The following is a 16,138-nucleotide window of genomic DNA, read 5'->3' on the forward strand; positions in this document are numbered from 1 at the left end:
CACGGGGGCATGGCCCCAGGGACGTCCCTTGCACACGGCGTGGTGATCACCGGCGCTTGATCACCGGATAGCGGACGATGCTGTCAGATTCGTTCTCGGAACGGAAGGGACTTGCGCGAATCATGTGAGTAGTGAGCAAATTCTCCGCATAGACAGGGATGGTCTACCTGATGACCTGTCAATACGCCATGAACACTTCATGCGCGGGAAGCATCCGCAAGGAACATCGAGGCACACCCAGGGGGACGCCGCATGACGCAGCAACCGGCCGGCACCGTCACCGCTCCCATGCTGGCGGTCACCGATCTCCAGCGAAGTTTCGGTACCGGCGAGCGGGCCGTACAGGCGCTGCGCGGCGTCTCGTTCTCGGTCGGCCGAGGCGAACTGACCGCCCTGAAGGGACGATCGGGCTCCGGCAAGACCACGCTGCTCAACCTGGTCGGCGGCCTCGACACCCCGACCGGCGGGACGGTCGCGCTGGACGGCACCGACCTGGCCGGACTGGACGAGGACGGACGGCTGGCGATGCGCCGTGACCGGATCGGGTTCGTGTTCCAGTCCTTCGGCCTGATCCCGGTGCTCACGGCCTCCGAGAACGTCGGCGTGCCGATGCGGCTTCGCAAGGTCCCGGCCAAGCAGCGCGAGGAGCGGGCACGGACCCTGCTGGCCCTGGTCGGCCTCTCGGACCACGCCCACCAGCGGCCCGGCGAGCTGTCCGGCGGTCAGCAGCAGCGCGTGGCCATCGCCCGTGCGCTGGCCAACGAGCCGGACCTGATCATCGCCGACGAGCCGACCGGCCAGCTGGACTCCGAGACCGGCCGCTCGATCATGCAGCTGCTGCGCGCGGTCGTCCGCAACGAAGGCGTCACCGCCCTGGTCGCGACCCACGACCCGACCCTGATGGAGCTGGCCGACCGGGTGATCGAGCTCCGCGACGGCCGGATCGTCGAGGCCGAGACCGCGGACGTCGCCGAGTAGGCCGTCGAGGCCCTCTCCCACCGGGACGGGCGGGGCCCCCCGGCCACCGCGAACCCGCCCTCCCGGCCACCGGGACTCTGCCCTTTCGGCCACCGGCCGGCCGTCCTGCCGGACATCTCCACGTCCGCAGTACCGCCGCACGAACCGCCCCACGAACCGCCTCAGAGCGACCTGAGCGCCGCCTCGCACGCGCGGCAGCGCCTGGTCCGCTGGGAGGGCGGGTACCAGGGCTCGCCGGGGCCGGCCGGGCGGTACTCCTCCCGTTCGAGCTCGTCGGTGTCGATCCCGCAGAACGTCACCGGACCGGGGTCGCCGCCCGCGTCCGGGTCACCGGGCGCCGCGTGCACCCAGCGCACCCTCGCGCCCACCTCGACCTCCCCCGCGTCCAGCACCTCCGTGGACGGCTCCAGCTCCACCAGCACGATCACTCCGCTCATACCTCGACCCTGCGCCCCTCCGCCACCACCCGCATCCCGGCCCGGGCCGACAGGCCGGGCGTGGTTCGCCCCTTTCACGGGTTTCACGCGATCGGGTTTCCCGAGATCGACGTTTCCGCCGGCAATCGGCCCGGACCCGGCTCGCCTGGGTCCACCGTGCACAGGAATTCCCCGCGGAATGCAGTTCTCGGCCCATTCCGCCGAGTGAGGCGGAGAAGTTCGGCGAGGCCTTCGACTTCACCCGCAGTGTCGGCGACGACGCGGTCGGCGATCCCCCTGCCGTGCTCGCCCGGATCCGGGCCCGGGCCTGGGCCCGGACACTGGGCGGTGCAGAGCGACTACCTGCCCCACGCCCTGCTCACTGCTCACCGCTCACCGCTCACCGCTCACCGCTCACACAGAATCCGGCCGGGCGTAATTCCCACCAGCCTGCGGGGTGCCGAGCAGTGGTCTCTCTCCGACGCGCCCCTCGCAGCCGGCCCCGCAGCAAGGAGCGTGGGCCCCTACGAGACAATGGGGTTGTGGGTTCAGGCGGGTGCGCGAGATCGTTTGCGGCGATACCCCGCCGCCACCTGTTGGAGGACCTCCGTGACTGATCTCGCGCCCGCATCGCTGCCAGCCCCGCCCTACTACGCGGTGGTGTTCACCTCCGTACGGACCGCTGGTGACGAGGGCTACGGGGACAGGGCGGAGCAGATGCTGAAACTGGCTGCCGACCAGCCGGGCTTCCTCGGCGTCGATTCGGCGCGCGGCGCGGACGGTCTGGGAATCACGGTGTCGTACTGGAGCGACGAGGAGTCGATCGCGGCCTGGCGGGGTCACGCGGAGCACACGCTGACCCGCGCACACGGGCGCGAGCACTGGTACGCCTCGTTCGCGGTGCACGTGGCCAAGGTCGAGCGCGCCTACGGGTTCCTGCGCCCGGCCGATCTGTAGGTGGCACCACGGGGCCCGCCCTGGCTCACGGTGTCGCCGGGTTCCCGGCGTTCGCGGGGCAGTTGTGCCGGTGGGGCTGTGGTCCTGCGATCCCCGCCTTGAGGGCGGTGGCGAACGGCTGGTCGGCAGCGTGTCCGCCGGGCACTCCAGGGTGTCGGAGTCCTCGTCGACGGGCTTGGCGGGCCAGTCGGCGAAGGCGTGGACGGAGGAGACGAAGCTGTAGTGGCCGGCGCGGCCGCGGAGCAGCCGGGCGCTCTGTGCCACGTCGTACGGCTGCTGACCCGAGGTGTCGACGACGGCGTCCCATCGCCGCCCGTCGACCAGGCGCTCCAGGTCCTCCGGCCGGGTCCGGTCACCCCGCACCGCCTCGGCGCGGTCGAGGTCGGCACCGCTGACCCCGCGGTTGAAGGTGGTGACCTCATGGCCACGCGAGAGGGCGTCTGCGACGTAGGCACGCCCGAGGAACGTCGAGCCGCCGAGCACGAGGATCTTCATACCCGACAGCCTGTCCATGGCCGGTCTCCCGCACACGGCCGGCCGTTCGCTTCGATCCCATCCCGGCGCACCTCACGGCGGCCGACGGCTACTTGCCGGGCCGACCGAGCTGGCGGACGGTCGTCGCCGTCGGCGGCCTCGCACATGTCGGCGACGCCGTTGATGAAGGAGATCCTGAGGCCGGGTTGCCGCCCCGGCGTGATGCCGGGGCGGCGCGGTGACGGCGGGTCAGGCCTGTGCTGCGGTGTCGGCGGCCTCGGCGCGCTGCTTGGCCACCAGCCGGTGGCGCAGTGCCGCGGCGGCGGGGTCGGCGTCGACGTCGCGCCAGCGGCGGCGGTCGAAGCCAGGCGTGTCGGACCACTCCTCGGCGACCTCCACCAGGGCCTGCCAGCTCTGTCGGAGTGTGTGCAGGTTCTCCCCACGGTGCCGGTCGTCCGGGTTCTCGGTCAGGCGCGTGAGCATCACCTCGGCGCGGGCGGAAGCGGTGCGCACCAGGCTCTCCAGAGCCCGCGCGGCGCGCTGCTCCGGGCTGCCGAAGGCGTCGTCCCCCTTGATCGGGCTGATCCGCTGGTGCAGGAAGCCGTGGATGGCCTCGATGTCGGCCTGGGTGAGGTCCACCGCGTAGTGCAGCTGCTCGGCGGGCGGGGTGCTGGGCTCGGTCATGGTTCCCCTCCGGTCGGGGCGGGCCGGTCGGACGGGTCGTCACGCCCGGTTTGTCGCCTCGGATATGGCATGTCTACCTGAGGTGGCAGGCACCACATCGGCGTTTTTCAAGATTCTCCGCCGATCGGGAGCCGGCTCGCCGTGTGCCTCACCGAGCGCGGTCAGCGGAAAGCCATGGGCAGCAGACACGGCAGTGCCGCGCGCCCCGACCGTCCGCCATCGGCGGTCCGCCAGGGCGGCACGGGCTGCGGGGATCGGCTCATGAGACCGCCCTTCGGCGCCGAACGCGGGGCGGGGCGGCCGCTCCGTCGCCGGAACGCCGCCCCGCCCGCCGGGCCCGTGTCAGTGCGTCGTGTAGTAGCCGAGCAGGTCGATCATGAAGTCAACGTCCTCCCAGCCCTGGTTCCAGATGTCGATGATCCCACCCTTGCCGGCGGGGGTCTGCGCGACGTTCGCAGCAGTGGTGCCCGCCGTCCAGTTGACCGCTGAGGCGACGGGCCGCTCCGGCGTCGCCGGGGTGCCGTTCTGGTAGTCGGACCAGAAGTAGGGGTCGGGCGCGAGGGAGAGGAAGCCCGGCCCGGAGGTGTTGGTGACGGTGGTGTTCAGCACCCAGCCGTCGACCTGGGGGTTGGTGGTGTCGCCCTCGTTCCGCATGGCGTAGTAGCTGCGGGCGGCCAGCGGTCCCGCCTTGCGGCCCCACTTGTCCGTGCGGCTGTCGACGACCCGGAAGGGCACGACCGCGGCCACGAACGCCGAACGGCTCTCCGGCGTGTAGTAGCCGACCACGTCGACCACCACGTCCGCCGGACCCCAACTGCCGTTGCGGATCCGGATCGTGCCGTCCGGGCCGACCGGCACGATCACCGCGTTGGCGATCGTCTGACCGGGAGTGAAGTTCACGTTGGAGGTGGTCGGCGGCGTCTGCCCGCCCGGGTAGGCGGTCAGGTGCCCGGCCTCCTCCGAGCCGGTGGCCGTCAGGTTGAGCGCCACCGCGGTCACGCCCTTCGGCGCGCCCTCGCGGCCCGCGATCTGCACGCCGAGGCTCGACTGGCCCGCGACCTGGGCCTGCGCCGCGCCCAGGCCCGCGCGGGTGTCGACGGCCCGCACCGGCGCCACCGACACGTAGCCGCCGGCCTTCGCGTGCGTGAAGAAGCCGGTGACGTCCGCGATCAGGTCGACCGGCTCCCAGCCTGCGTTGAACAGGTACACGTATCCGTCCGCGCCGACCGCCGAGACCACCATGTTCGCAACGGTCTGCCCGGCGACGAAGTTCACGTTCGACGTCTCGGCGCCCTCGGCGAGGTCCTTCTGCGACTCCACCGAGATGTGACCGGGGCCCACCGTGTCGGTGACCGTGACGTTCATGGCCACCGCCGCCGCCCCGACCGGTACGTCCGCCGCGCCCGCCACCTTCAGCGCCACCGAACTGCGCGCCGGCACCTTCGCCTTGACGGCGCCGACGCCCTCGCGGGTGTCCAGCAGCCGGGTCGGCGCGTGCGGGGTGAACTCGGCCCCCCAAGTGGTGACCTTGACCTCGTTCGTGGCAACCGTGCCGTGGGTGGTGTCCTTCACCGTCACCTTGATGTCGTACGAGCCGACCACGGCGTACGTGTGCCTGGTCGTCCGGCTGTCCGACGCGTAGCCGGCAAGGTCCGCCGAGAACGAACTCGTGGTGTCGTCGCCCCAGGAGATCGTCACCTCCACGCCGGCCCGCTCGCTGACGCTGACGTACGTCCTGAGGTCGATGATGTGCCCGGCCCACGGCGTCGCCGACAGGCTGACCCAGGGGTTCGAGCTCCCCGAGAGTGGTGCCGCAGCGCCATTCGGCGCCACCACGGTCCGCTCCGCCGGGCTGCTGAACGCCGGGGCCGCCGGGAGACTGAACCCCGGCGCAGCCGGTTCCCCGGCCGCCGCGGCGGCCGCCCCCTTGTCCACCTGGACCGCGCCGGGCTCCGCCAGCGCGATGCCCGGCGTAAGACCGACACCTGCCGCCACCAGGACAGCCGGAACCGCAAGTCGGCGACTGCGCACCGAATCCCCCCATGCTCACATCCGTCGACAATCGAACTGTTCGATGTCTTGATCAATCTAGCAGTCTGATCTTTGACCCTCTGTGACGAGCGCCCCGTCCCGACAAGGGCTGCGTGCTCCCCGGCGGGTAGCCGGGACAGCGGCAGGTGCAGCTGGTGGCCGGCGCGGGTCGAATCGAACACCTCGGCCCCTGGGCTTGATGCCCGGGCGAGCAGCGGGGCAGGGCGTCGACCAGGCCGAGTCCGGACGGGAGGGCCCGGCGCGCCAGGTGGGTCAGACGGTGTCCTGGACCGGCAGTGCCGCCACCATCGGGTGGTCCTTCTCGATCAGGCCGAGCTTCGCGCTGCCCCCGGGGGATCCGAGGTCGGTGAAGAACTCGGCGTTCGCCGCGTTGAACGGACGCCACGGCTCCGGGGTGTCGTCCTCGAAGTAGATCGCCTCGACCGGGCAGACCGGCTCACAGGCGCCGCAGTCGATGCACTCGTCGGGGTGGACGTAGAGCATCCGCTCCCCCTCGTAGATGCAGTCGACGGGGCACTCGTCCAGGCATGCCTTGTCCTTGACGTCCACACAGGGCAGGGCGATCACAAACGTCATCGGGCTGCCGGCATCGGCTGCGGCTGCCTCTCGATGAAGGCCTGCGCCCTGCTGAACCCCGGCGACGCACTCTCCGAGGACGGTGCCGGCCCCCGACGCCTGTAGGCCCTGTCCTAAGGGCCCCCGGGGCCGGCTCCGCGAGGACCAGCAGCGCGACTGCACTACACGCCGTCGGCGTGCAGCCAGGCCAGGCGGGCAGCCGCGCGGGAGCGGTCAGCGCGGGTCCGCCTGCACGGTCAGGACGGCAGGGTGATCGACTGGGCGTGGTGGAAGACGTTGTTTCCGTCCCAGGTCTTCTTGGTCTTCTGCAGCCGGGCGTAGTTCTCCTTGTAGTACAGGCGCTGGTACGCGGGCTTGACCTGGCCGGCCTGGCCGAGGTCGACGTCGGGGTAGTTGACGTAGGCGCCGTCGGTGGTGCTGGTCGGACCGATCTCCGGGATGCCGCCGGTGGACTTGTAGACGGCCTGGTAGATGCCGCGCAGATAGGCGAGGTGGGCGTCGTCCCCGGCGGGGTCGGTCCAGTAGGTCTGGTACTGGAGCTTCATGATCGAGTCACGCTGGGGAACGGCCGTCTCGGTGGATCCGCGGGCGTTGATCCGGCAGCCGTAGGAGTCGACCTGGACGAGGGTCTGCGTGAGATCGATCCCGCCCGCGTCCCTGGTCAGCCAGGCCCAGAAGGCATCGGTCTGGGCGGCGGTGAAGGGCTCGCGGTGGTAGGCCGACTTGTACTTGCCGCGCTGGTTGTCGCCGGAGGGATTGAGCGTCATGGTGGCCTGGAACCACGGCATCTGGCGGCGCTTGTCCGGGTAGGGCAGGAGCAGGCCTCCGGCGGTGTGCGTCTGGACGGTCGACTTGGTCGTCATGCCGGATTCCACGAAGGCCACGAACGCGTCCAGCGGGGCGGGGTCGTCCTCGTCCCACTGGCTCAGCAGGACGACGTTCCCGTTCGACTTGTGGGTGAGCTTGAGGATGCTGAACAGGCCCCGGTAGACGGTCTCGTCCTTGCCGCTGTGCTTGGCGAAGAAGGCGCCGAAGTTCTTCAGCAGCGTCCGGAAGTCCCCGGGGTTCTTCAGCAGGCCCTCCCACGGCCAGGCGACGCTGCTCAGCCAGACCCGCGGCGGCGGCTTGGGGATGTCGTGCGCGAAGTGGTAGCGCAGCACGACACCGAAGTTCCCGCCGCCGCCCCCGGTGTGCGCCCAGAAGAGGTCCTCCTCCGGCGAGCCCTTGGTGTCGAGGCGGTTCGCCTTGGTGAGCTCGACCTTGCCGCCCCGGACGGTGACCACGTCGACCTGGACCAGGTGGTCGACGGTCAGCCCGTGCCGCCGTGACAGCAGGCCGTACCCGCCTCCGCAGATGTGTCCGCCGGCCCCGACCGAGTAGCAGGAGCCGGCCGGCAGCGTGACGTCGTACTTCCGGAACAGGGTGGTGTAGACGTCCCAGTTGGTGGCGCCACCCTCGACGCAGTACGTCGGCTTTCCGAACTTGTCCGTCGCGGTGTACACGCCCCGCAGGGTGCTGAGGTCGAGAATCACGCCGCCGCTGTTGTCGACGAACCCCTCGTAGCAGTGCCCGCCGGCCCGGATCGTCGGCCGCAGCCCCCTCCCGAGGGCCGTCCTCAGCTCCGCCACGGCGCCCGCCTCGTTGCCGACCAGGCGGATGTACTCCGGCTTGCTGCTCCAGCGCTGGTTGAAGCCCTGACTGAGCGTCTGGTACCGCGGATCGCCCGGCAGCACGGACTGCCCCTCGGCCACCGCCGCGGCCTCGGCGGCGGAGGCCGGCCCGGCGGCCGCTCCCAGCGAACCGACCGAAACCCCGGCGGCGGCCATTCCGGCACTGCCCAGGAATCCACGGCGGGAGAATTCTCGACGCATGTCAGGACACACTTTCTCTACGCTGAGAAGCTGGCAGCCGCACGCTAGCACGAGAAATGGAAAGAGGAATCCCTATACGAATTAATGTGAAAGTACGTCCTTTTCGAAAGCCGGTCCGGACCCACCAGGCCCGACCCCGCCCGCCCCCAGGGCATCGACACCACCGCAGGCGCCACCCCGACCCCAGCGGGGCCGCACCCCGCCCCGCCCGGACCGGCCGCCTTGACGACCTAGGTGATTAGGGGCCATATTACTTCCATGGCTCACGACAGGCCCCGGCCAGACCCGGGCGGCGCCCCCACGCTCGACCAGGCTCAGCGCCAGATCACCCGCTACGGCCTCACGGCCGACCCGCAGGCGATCCTGGTCGCGGCCCGCCTGATGACGGCGGGCGCGCGGCTCGGCCAGGCCGGCGAGGCGCACTTCTCCCGGTTCGGCCTCTCCACCGGGCGCTACCGGCTGCTCGCCGACCTGGAGGACCACGGCGGCGAGAAGGCGCCCTCCCAGCTCGCGGTGAGCCTCGGAGTGTCGCGGGCGACCGTGACCGGCCTGGTCGACGGGCTCGAGCGCGACGGCCTGGTGGCCCGCCGGCCGTCCGCCGAGGACGGCCGGGGCAGTGTGGTCATCCTGACCGCGCGCGGCGCCCAGCGCCTGCGGGACATGGCACCCGAGCACTACGCACGCATGCAGGCCATGGTCGGCGGCCTCTCGGTGGAGGAGCGCAGCGTGTTCCTCGACCTGCTGGCCAGGCTGGTCGAGGGCATGGACGCCCTGACCGCCGACTAGGGCGTGTTTCAGAAGGCGTCCAGGTCCTGCTGGACGTAGGCCCCACCGGCTCCACCACGGCGGGCCGCCCGGAGACGACCGGCGGCCCGCCCCCTCGCGGACAAATAATTAGGCAACTAAGCACTAATAATTAGCCACCTAAGCACATAGAAGAGGAAGCCCATGACCGGAACGCACACCATCTCCACCGGCCCGCCCGGCGGGCCCCCGCCGTTCGTGCTCCACCGCGAGGTCCTGGTCGCCTACGCGATGCCCGCCCTGATGGCAGGCCTCGTCGGCCTGGCGACCGGGCAGCCCGAACTGCTGATCGCGGCCGGCACCACCATCGCCGGCACCTCCGCCGTGGTCACCGCACTGGTCGGCTCCCGGCTTCGCCGCCGCCCGGACCACTCGTGGACGCTCCGGGTGCCGCGCGCCCTGCTGGCGGTCGGACTGGGCGTCCTGGCCGCCGCCCTCGCCCTGCTGCTGGGCTGGTCCGGCGCGCACTGGCTGCCGCGCATCCCCGCGCTGGCCGACAGCCCGTGGCCCGACCGGCTCCGCATCGACCTCCCGGTCTCGGCCGCGATCGGCGCGACCATGACCGGCTGGCGCTGGCGCGGCACCCGCCCGCGCCGGCGGCACCAGTCCCGCTGACACCACCACCAACCGAAAGGACCACACGATGATCGCCATCATGGGAGCCTCCGGCGCCACCGGCGGCGCACTGCTCCAGAGCCTCGCCGCACTCGGAGTCCCGAGCCGCGCCCTCAGCCGCGACCCGGACCGGCTCAAGGCCGGCCTCACCTACCGCACCCGCCCGCTGGTCGAGCCGGTGGCCGCCGACGCCGACGACCCCGACTCGCTGCGCACCGCCTTCCAGGGGGTCCAGCAGCTGTTCCTCACCATGGCCAACGGGCCGCAGCAGGTCGAGCACGAGCTGCGCGCCGTCGACCTGGCCGTCCGGAGCGGCGTGGAGCACATCGTCAAGATCTCGGCGCCCGCCGCCGAGCCGGACTCCCCCGTCGCCATCTCACGCGGCCACCACCGGGTCGAGGAGCACCTGCGGGCCTCGGGGGTCACGGCCACCGTCCTGCGGCCGTACGCGTTCATGCAGCGACTGCTGCTGCTGGCTCCCGGCATAGCGGGTGCCGGGTTCGTACACGGTACGCTGGGGGAGGCCCGGTGCAACTACGTCGACTGCCGGGACATCGGCGAGGTCGCCGCCGCAGCGCTCACCCGGCCCGGGATCGCCGGGGGGACGTACCACCTGACCGGTGACCGCGCCTACAACCACCCGGAGCTCGTCGCGCTGATCGGCGCAGTGCTCGGACGGCCCGTCCGGTACGTCGACCTGGAGCCCGCGGAGCTGCACGCACACCTGGTGCGGTTCGCCGGGATGCCCGACTGGCTGGCGACCCACGTCCTGGAGATCCAGCGACTGGCGGCCGACCGGCCGGAGCGCCCGGACGACACCGTCGCCCGACTGCTCGGACGGCCTCCGCGCACCCTGGAGGCCTTCCTCGGCGAGCACCGGGAACTGTTCAACTGATCCATCCGGCGCCGTGGCGGGCCCGGAAACCGGGCCCGCCACCCGAAGGGAGCACAATTCGGTGTGGCGTGGCTCACGCTGGAGAAATTTGCCTGACGGTCCGTCAAACTGACTGACATTCCGTCACTTCCGGCCGACCAATGCTCAGTTATTCACTGATGGATCGTCAGATTCGGCCATTCCAGACCGAGTTGACGGGAGTGTCGGGTAGTTCGCCGTTCATCACCCAGGGCTACCATCGGTCGGGTTGTCCGCTCCGGCCCCGGAGTGGGGTCACCCGATCAGGCGTGTGCTCCCACCGCCCCCAGGGACCGGGCATTGGTCGGAACGGGGCGAGGACGAGGAGCGCACGGTCTGCCATGACAGCTGAACCGATCCACACCGAGACGGAACCGGTCCACGCCGGGACGGCGCAGGACACGCCCCCGGCGGAGCCCAGTGCCCCCGCGGAGCCCAGTGCCCCGGCGGGGCAGGCCCTCTTCCCCGGTCGCCAGGCTCCCGCCCCGCGGACCCTGGTCGACGTCCTGGACGCCACCGTCCGCGCCCACCCGAACGAGCCCGCCCTCGACGACGGCCGCACCGTCCTCAGCTACCGGGCGCTCGCCGCCGAGGTCGAGCAGCTGCGCGGCCGGCTGGCCGCCGCGGGCATCGGCCCGGGCGACCGGGTCGGCATCCGCGTCCCGTCCGGCACCAACGACCTCTACATCGCGATCCTCGCCGTACTGGCCGCAGGCGCCGCCTACGTGCCCGTGGACGCCGAGGACCCGGACGAGCGCGCCCAGCTGGTCTTCGAGGAGGCCGCCGTCGCCGCCGTGCTCGGGGCGGACCGCGCGCTGACCGCCACCCGCACGGACCGGACCGCGGTGCCCGCCGGCTACCGGCCGACCCCCGCCGACGACGCCTGGATCATCTTCACCTCCGGCTCCACCGGCAAGCCCAAGGGCGTCGCCGTCACCCACCGCAACGCCGCCGCCTTCGTGGACGCCGAGGCCGCGCTGTTCCTCCAGGAGGAGCCGATCGCCCCCGGCGACCGGGTGATGGCCGGGCTCTCCGTCGCCTTCGACGCCTCCTGCGAGGAGATGTGGCTGGCCTGGCGCTACGGCGCCTGCCTGGTGCCCGTCCCCCGCTCCCAGGTGCGCAGCGGCGCCGACCTCGGCCCGTGGCTCGCCGAGCAGGAGATCACCGTGGTCTCCACCGTCCCGACGCTGGCCGCACTCTGGCCCGCCGAGGCGCTGAACGAGGTCCGGCTGCTGATCTTCGGCGGTGAGGCCTGCCCGCCCGAGCTGGTGCAGCGCCTGGTCACCGAGGGCCGCGAGGTCTGGAACACCTACGGGCCCACCGAGGCGACCGTGGTCGCCTGTGCGGCCCTGCTGACCGGCGACGGCCCGGTGCGGATCGGTCTGCCGCTGGACGGCTGGGACCTCGCGGTGGTCGACGAGCAGGGGCGTCCCGTCCCGGTCGGGGACACCGGCCAGCTGGTGATCGGCGGCGTCGGCCTGGCCCGCTACCTGGACCCGGTGAAGGACGCGGAGAAGTACGCACCGCTCGACTCCCTCGGCTGGGAGCGGGCCTACCGCAGCGGCGACCTCGTCCAGGCGGACCCGGCGGGGCTGCTGTTCCTCGGCCGCACCGACGAGCAGATCAAGCTCGGCGGCCGCCGGATCGAGCTGGGCGAGGTCGACGCGGCGCTCCAGGCGCTGCCGGGCGTGGCCGGCGCGGCCGCCGCGGTCCGCACCGCGCGGGGCGGCAACCAGCTGCTCGTCGGCTACCTGGTGACGAAGGACGGCTGGGACCGCGAGCAGTCCGTCGAGCGGCTGCGCGCCGAGCTGCCCGCCGCCCTGGTGCCGCTGCTCGCCCCCGTCGACTCGCTGCCCACCCGGACCTCCGGCAAGGTCGACCGGGCCGCCCTGCCCTGGCCGCTGCCCGAGCTGGAGACGGCCGGCCCCAGCGAGCAGCTGTACGGCACCGAGGCCTGGCTGGCCGAGCAGTGGGCGGAGATCCTGGGCGTGCCGGTGACCAGCGCGCGCGACGACTTCTTCGCCGTCGGTGGCGGCAGCCTGGCCGCCGCCCGGCTCACCACCCTGCTGCGCACCCGCTACCCGAACGCCGCCGTGCTGGACATCTACCAGCAGCCGACGCTGCGCAAGCTGGCCCGCCACCTGGAGCGCTCGGCCGCCGACGGCGGCGAGGCGCGGACGATCGCCCTCGTGCCGACCAGGGCCAAGCTGCTCCAGCTGCTGCTGCTGATCCCGCTGTTCACCGTGGTCGGGCTGCGCTGGACGGTCGCCCTGCTGGCGCTGGGCAACGTGCTCACCTGGTTCGGCGACTACCCGTGGGCGCCGACCGCCTCCTGGTGGGCGGTGGGCGCGGGCGCGCTGGCGCTGTTCACCCCGCCCGGCCGGCTGGCGATCGCGGCCGGCGGCGCCCGGCTGCTGCTGCGCGGGCTGCGGACCGGCAGACACCCGCGCGGCGGCTCCATGCACCTGCGGCTCTGGGCCGCCGAGCGGCTCGCCGAGGTCAGCGGCGCCACCGCGCTCTCCGGGGCCTGGCTGGTGCGCTACGCGCGGGCGCTGGGCGCCAAGGTCGGCGAGGAGGTGGACCTGCACTCGCTGCCGCCCGTCACCGGCATGCTCAAGCTGGGCCGGGGCTGTGCGGTGGAGGCCGAGGTCGACCTGTGCGGGTACTGGCTGGACGGCGACCGGCTGGAGGTCGGCCAGGTCAAGGTCGGCTCGGGGGCCGTGGTGGGGACGCGCTCGACGCTGCTGCCCGGCGCCCGGGTGGGCAAGCGGGCGCAGGTGGTACCCGGTTCCAGCGTCACCGGGCAGGTTCCGACCGGCCAGCGCTGGGGCGGCGCGCCCGCGGTCAAGCTGGGCCGGGCCGAGCGGACCTGGCCCAAGGAGCGCCCGCCGCGCCGGGCCCGCTTCGCCGCGCTGTACGGCGCCAGCGGTACGGCCCTCGGCCTGCTGCCGGTGCTGCCCGCGCTGGCGTCGCTCGCCGTCGTCGCCCGGTTCGTCCGGCCCGGTGACGACCTCGCCGCCGCGCTCGGCGGCGCCCTGCTCGCGCTGGTGCCCGCCACCCTCGTCTACGGCGCGCTGTACGCGGCGCAGCTGGTGGCGGCGGTGCGGCTGCTCAGCCTGGGTCTGACCACGGGGGTGCACCCGCTGCACGGCCGGGTCGGCTGGCAGGCCTGGACGGTCACCCAGCTGATGGACCAGGCGCGGGAGGTCCTCTTCCCGCTGTACGCGGGTCTGGTCACGCCGCTGTGGCTGCGGGCGCTGGGCATGAAGGTCGGCCGCGGCGCCGAGGTGTCCACGGTACTGGCGCTGCCCAGCCTGACCACGGTCGGCGACGGCGCGTTCCTGGCCGACGACACCCTGATCGCCCCGTACGAGCTGGGCGGCGGCTGGGTGCGCCTCGGCGAGTCGAAGGTCGGTGACCGGGCGTTCCTCGGGAACTCGGGGATGACCGCGCTGGGGCGCGCGGTGCCGGCCCGGGGTCTGGTCGGTGTGCTGTCGGCGACGCCGAAGAAGGCCAAGAAGGGCAGCTCCTACCTGGGTATGCCGCCGATGCGGCTGCCGCGTTCGGCGGACGAGGCGGACCAGAGCCTGACGTACGAGCCGCCGACCCGGCTGCTCTGGGCGCGCGGGCTGGTCGAGGTGGCCCGGCTGCTGCCGGTCCTGGCCTCGGGCGCGCTCGGTGCGCTGACCCTGGCGGCGCTGTCCTGGCTGGCCGCCGGCTGGTCGCCGCTGGCGGCCGCGCTGCTCTCGGGCCTGGTGCTGCTGGCGGCCGGCTTGGCGGCCTGCACGGTCGCGGTGGCGGCGAAGTGGCTGCTGGTCGGGCGGTTCCGGGCGGTGGAGCACCCGCTGTGGAGCGGTTTCGTGTGGCGCAACGAGCTCGCGGACACCTTCGTCGAGGTGCTGGCGGTGCCGTGGCTGGTGGGCTCCGTGCCCGGTACCCCGGTGCTGAACCTCTGGCTGCGGGCGCTCGGTGCGGGCGTCGGGCGGGGTGTCTGGTGCGAGAGCTACTGGCTGCCGGAGGCGGACCTGGTCACCCTCGGGGACGGGGTCAGCATCAACCGGGGCTGTGTGGTGCAGACCCACCTCTTCCACGACCGGATCATGCGGATGGATACTGTCATCCTCCGCGAGGGCGCCACCCTGGGCCCGGGCGGCATCGTGCTGCCCGGCAGCACGGTGGGCGCGCGCAGCACGCTGGGCCCGGCCTCGCTGGTGATGCGCGCCGAGTCCGTCCCCGCCGACACGCGGTGGCTGGGCAACCCGATCGAGGCGTGGCAGCCCACGTCGTGACCGCCCCACCCGCCCCCGCCGCGCCCGTCGCCCCGACCGCCCAGGAAGAGTACGACCCGGTGAAATCCCGTCCGGTGAACCCCGACCATGCCGCGCCGCACCGCACCGCCGCGCCGGACCCGTACTTCCCCAACAGCGGGGACCAGCGCTACCGGGTCCACCGCTACGAGCTCGCGCTGGACTACCGCCCCGGCCCGAACCGGCTCGGCGGCACGGCCCGGCTCAGCGCGGTGGCCCGCGTGGCCCTGCCCGAGTTTGCGCTGGACCTCGCGGAGTTCCGGATCGGCCGGGTGCTGGTGGACGGCAAGGCCGCCCGCTACACCCACCGGGCCGGCAAGCTGCGGATCCGTCCGGTCAAGGCGCTCGCCGCGGGCGCCGCGTTCACCGTCGAGGTGCACTACACCGGCAACCCGCGGCCGGTCCGCAGCCCGTGGGGCGGGCTGGGGTGGGAGGAGCTGACCGACGGGGCGCTGGTCGCCAGCCAGCCGGTCGGCGCGCCCTCCTGGTTCCCGTGCAACGACCGGCCCGCCGACAAGGCCACCTACCAGATAGCCGTCACCACGCCGTCCCCGTACACCGTGGTGGTCGGCGGCCGGCTGCTGGCCCGCACCACCCGGGCGTCCAGCACCACCTGGGTGTACGAGCAGTCCGCACCGACCTCGCCCTACCTGGTCACCGTCTCGATCGGCCCCTACCAGGCCGTGCCGCTCGCCGAGCGCCCGGCCGTCCCGCAGACCGGCTACGTCCCGGAGCGGCTGGTCGGGGAGTTCACGGCCGGGTTCGGCCGGCAGGCGCAGATGATGGCGTTCTTCGAGGGGGCCTTCGGCCCGTACCCGTTCGGCGAGTACACGGTGGTCGTCGCCGACGAGGAGCTGGACGTACCCGTGGAGGCCCAGGGCGTCGCCACCTTCGGCACCAACCACCTGGGCGGGGGCTGGGGGCGCGAGCGGCTGATCGCCCACGAGCTGGCCCACCAGTGGTTCGGCAACAGCGTGTCGATCGCCGACTGGAGCCACATCTGGCTCAACGAGGGCCTCGCCAAGTACGCGGAGTGGCTCTGGTCCGAGCACACCGGCGGCCCGTCCGCCGCCACCCACGCCGCCGCCGCGCACTCCCTGCTCAGCGGTCTCCCGCAGGACCTCCGGCTCGGCGACCCCGGCCGCAAGCTGATGTTCGACGACCGGCTCTACCAGCGCGGCGGCCTCACCGTCCACGCGCTGCGGACCGCCCTCGGCGACGCCGCCTTCCTCCCGATGCTGAGGGACTGGGCCACCATCCACCGGCACGGCGTGGTCGCCACCGCCGACTTCCGCACCCACGCCGCCCGCTACACGGAGGCCCCGCTGGACGCGCTGTTCGACGCCTGGCTGAGGGAGCCCGCGCTGCCGCCACTGCGGCCCGCCGTCTGACCCCGCGAGCAGAATGGTCCGGCCGGGACGACCCCGTCCCGGCCGGACCGATCCGTGAAGGCGGTATGACGATCCGTCCGAGGGCGGGCGCGCGTATGCC

Annotated in this window: 12 protein-coding genes and 1 pseudogene; 7 read left to right on the forward strand and 6 right to left on the reverse strand. The window is 72.7% G+C overall.

Going from position 1 to position 16,138, the window contains the following annotated elements:
* Positions 1–252 precede the first annotated feature (252 nt).
* Positions 253–978 carry an ABC transporter ATP-binding protein gene (locus ACGFZP_RS24290; protein WP_392936597.1) on the forward strand — a complete coding sequence of 242 codons (726 nt, stop codon included), beginning with the start codon at positions 253–255 and terminating at the stop codon, positions 976–978.
* Between the two features lie 161 nt (positions 979–1,139).
* Here the strand turns inward: ACGFZP_RS24290 and ACGFZP_RS24295 are convergent, their stop codons facing one another.
* Positions 1,140–1,415 (reverse strand): hypothetical protein, encoded by a 276-nt coding sequence (locus tag ACGFZP_RS24295; protein ID WP_392936600.1) that lies wholly within the window; start codon positions 1,413–1,415, stop codon positions 1,140–1,142.
* Between the two features lie 588 nt (positions 1,416–2,003).
* On the opposite strand from ACGFZP_RS24295, the gene ACGFZP_RS24300 reads away from it, so the two are divergent.
* Entirely contained in the window at positions 2,004–2,351 is a 348-nt protein-coding gene (locus ACGFZP_RS24300) for an antibiotic biosynthesis monooxygenase family protein (protein WP_392936602.1), read from the forward strand.
* Positions 2,352–2,636: 285 nt separating this feature from the next.
* Here ACGFZP_RS24300 and ACGFZP_RS24305 read toward each other — a convergent pair.
* The 5 genes and pseudogenes from ACGFZP_RS24305 to ACGFZP_RS24325 all read right to left on the reverse strand — a co-directional run.
* Positions 2,637–2,864, reverse strand: a pseudogene (locus ACGFZP_RS24305) (NAD-dependent epimerase/dehydratase family protein); the annotation flags it as partial.
* Between the two features lie 210 nt (positions 2,865–3,074).
* Positions 3,075–3,509: a hypothetical protein gene (locus ACGFZP_RS24310; RefSeq protein ID WP_392936605.1), complete on the reverse strand. Its 435-nt coding sequence runs from the start codon at positions 3,507–3,509 to the stop codon at positions 3,075–3,077.
* 342 nt (positions 3,510–3,851) lie between these two features.
* Positions 3,852–5,504 carry a hypothetical protein gene (locus ACGFZP_RS24315; protein ID WP_392936607.1) on the reverse strand — a complete coding sequence of 551 codons (1,653 nt, stop codon included), beginning with the start codon at positions 5,502–5,504 and terminating at the stop codon, positions 3,852–3,854.
* Between the two features lie 309 nt (positions 5,505–5,813).
* A complete protein-coding gene (gene fdxA / locus ACGFZP_RS24320; protein ID WP_392936609.1) occupies positions 5,814–6,137 on the reverse strand; it encodes a ferredoxin in 324 nt (107 codons plus the stop codon).
* Between the two features lie 236 nt (positions 6,138–6,373).
* A complete protein-coding gene (locus ACGFZP_RS24325) occupies positions 6,374–8,008 on the reverse strand; it encodes an FAD-binding oxidoreductase (RefSeq protein WP_392936612.1) in 1,635 nt (544 codons plus the stop codon).
* 258 nt (positions 8,009–8,266) lie between these two features.
* Here ACGFZP_RS24325 and ACGFZP_RS24330 point away from each other — a divergent pair, with 258 nt between their 5' ends.
* The 5 genes from ACGFZP_RS24330 (at position 8,267) to ACGFZP_RS24350 (ending at position 16,038) form a co-directional block, all read left to right on the forward strand.
* Positions 8,267–8,794 (forward strand): MarR family winged helix-turn-helix transcriptional regulator, encoded by a 528-nt coding sequence (locus ACGFZP_RS24330; RefSeq protein WP_392936614.1) that lies wholly within the window; start codon positions 8,267–8,269, stop codon positions 8,792–8,794.
* A gap of 162 nt (positions 8,795–8,956) precedes the next feature.
* Positions 8,957–9,427: a hypothetical protein gene (locus ACGFZP_RS24335; protein ID WP_392936617.1), complete on the forward strand. Its 471-nt coding sequence runs from the start codon at positions 8,957–8,959 to the stop codon at positions 9,425–9,427.
* A gap of 28 nt (positions 9,428–9,455) precedes the next feature.
* Complete coding sequence (locus ACGFZP_RS24340; RefSeq protein ID WP_392936619.1) at positions 9,456–10,322, forward strand: SDR family oxidoreductase; 867 nt, start codon at positions 9,456–9,458, stop codon at positions 10,320–10,322.
* A 359-nt stretch (positions 10,323–10,681) separates the two neighbouring features.
* Positions 10,682–14,629: a Pls/PosA family non-ribosomal peptide synthetase gene (locus tag ACGFZP_RS24345; protein WP_392936621.1), complete on the forward strand. Its 3,948-nt coding sequence runs from the start codon at positions 10,682–10,684 to the stop codon at positions 14,627–14,629.
* 74 nt (positions 14,630–14,703) lie between these two features.
* The gene (locus ACGFZP_RS24350; protein ID WP_392937004.1) at positions 14,704–16,038 is read left to right on the forward strand and encodes a M1 family metallopeptidase; all 1,335 of its coding nucleotides are present in this window, start codon (positions 14,704–14,706) and stop codon (positions 16,036–16,038) included.
* The last annotated feature ends 100 nt before the right edge of the window (positions 16,039–16,138 follow it).

The sequence above is a fragment of the Kitasatospora sp. NPDC048239 genome, assembly GCF_043202015.1.
Taxonomy (GTDB): Bacteria; Actinomycetota; Actinomycetes; order Streptomycetales; family Streptomycetaceae; genus Kitasatospora.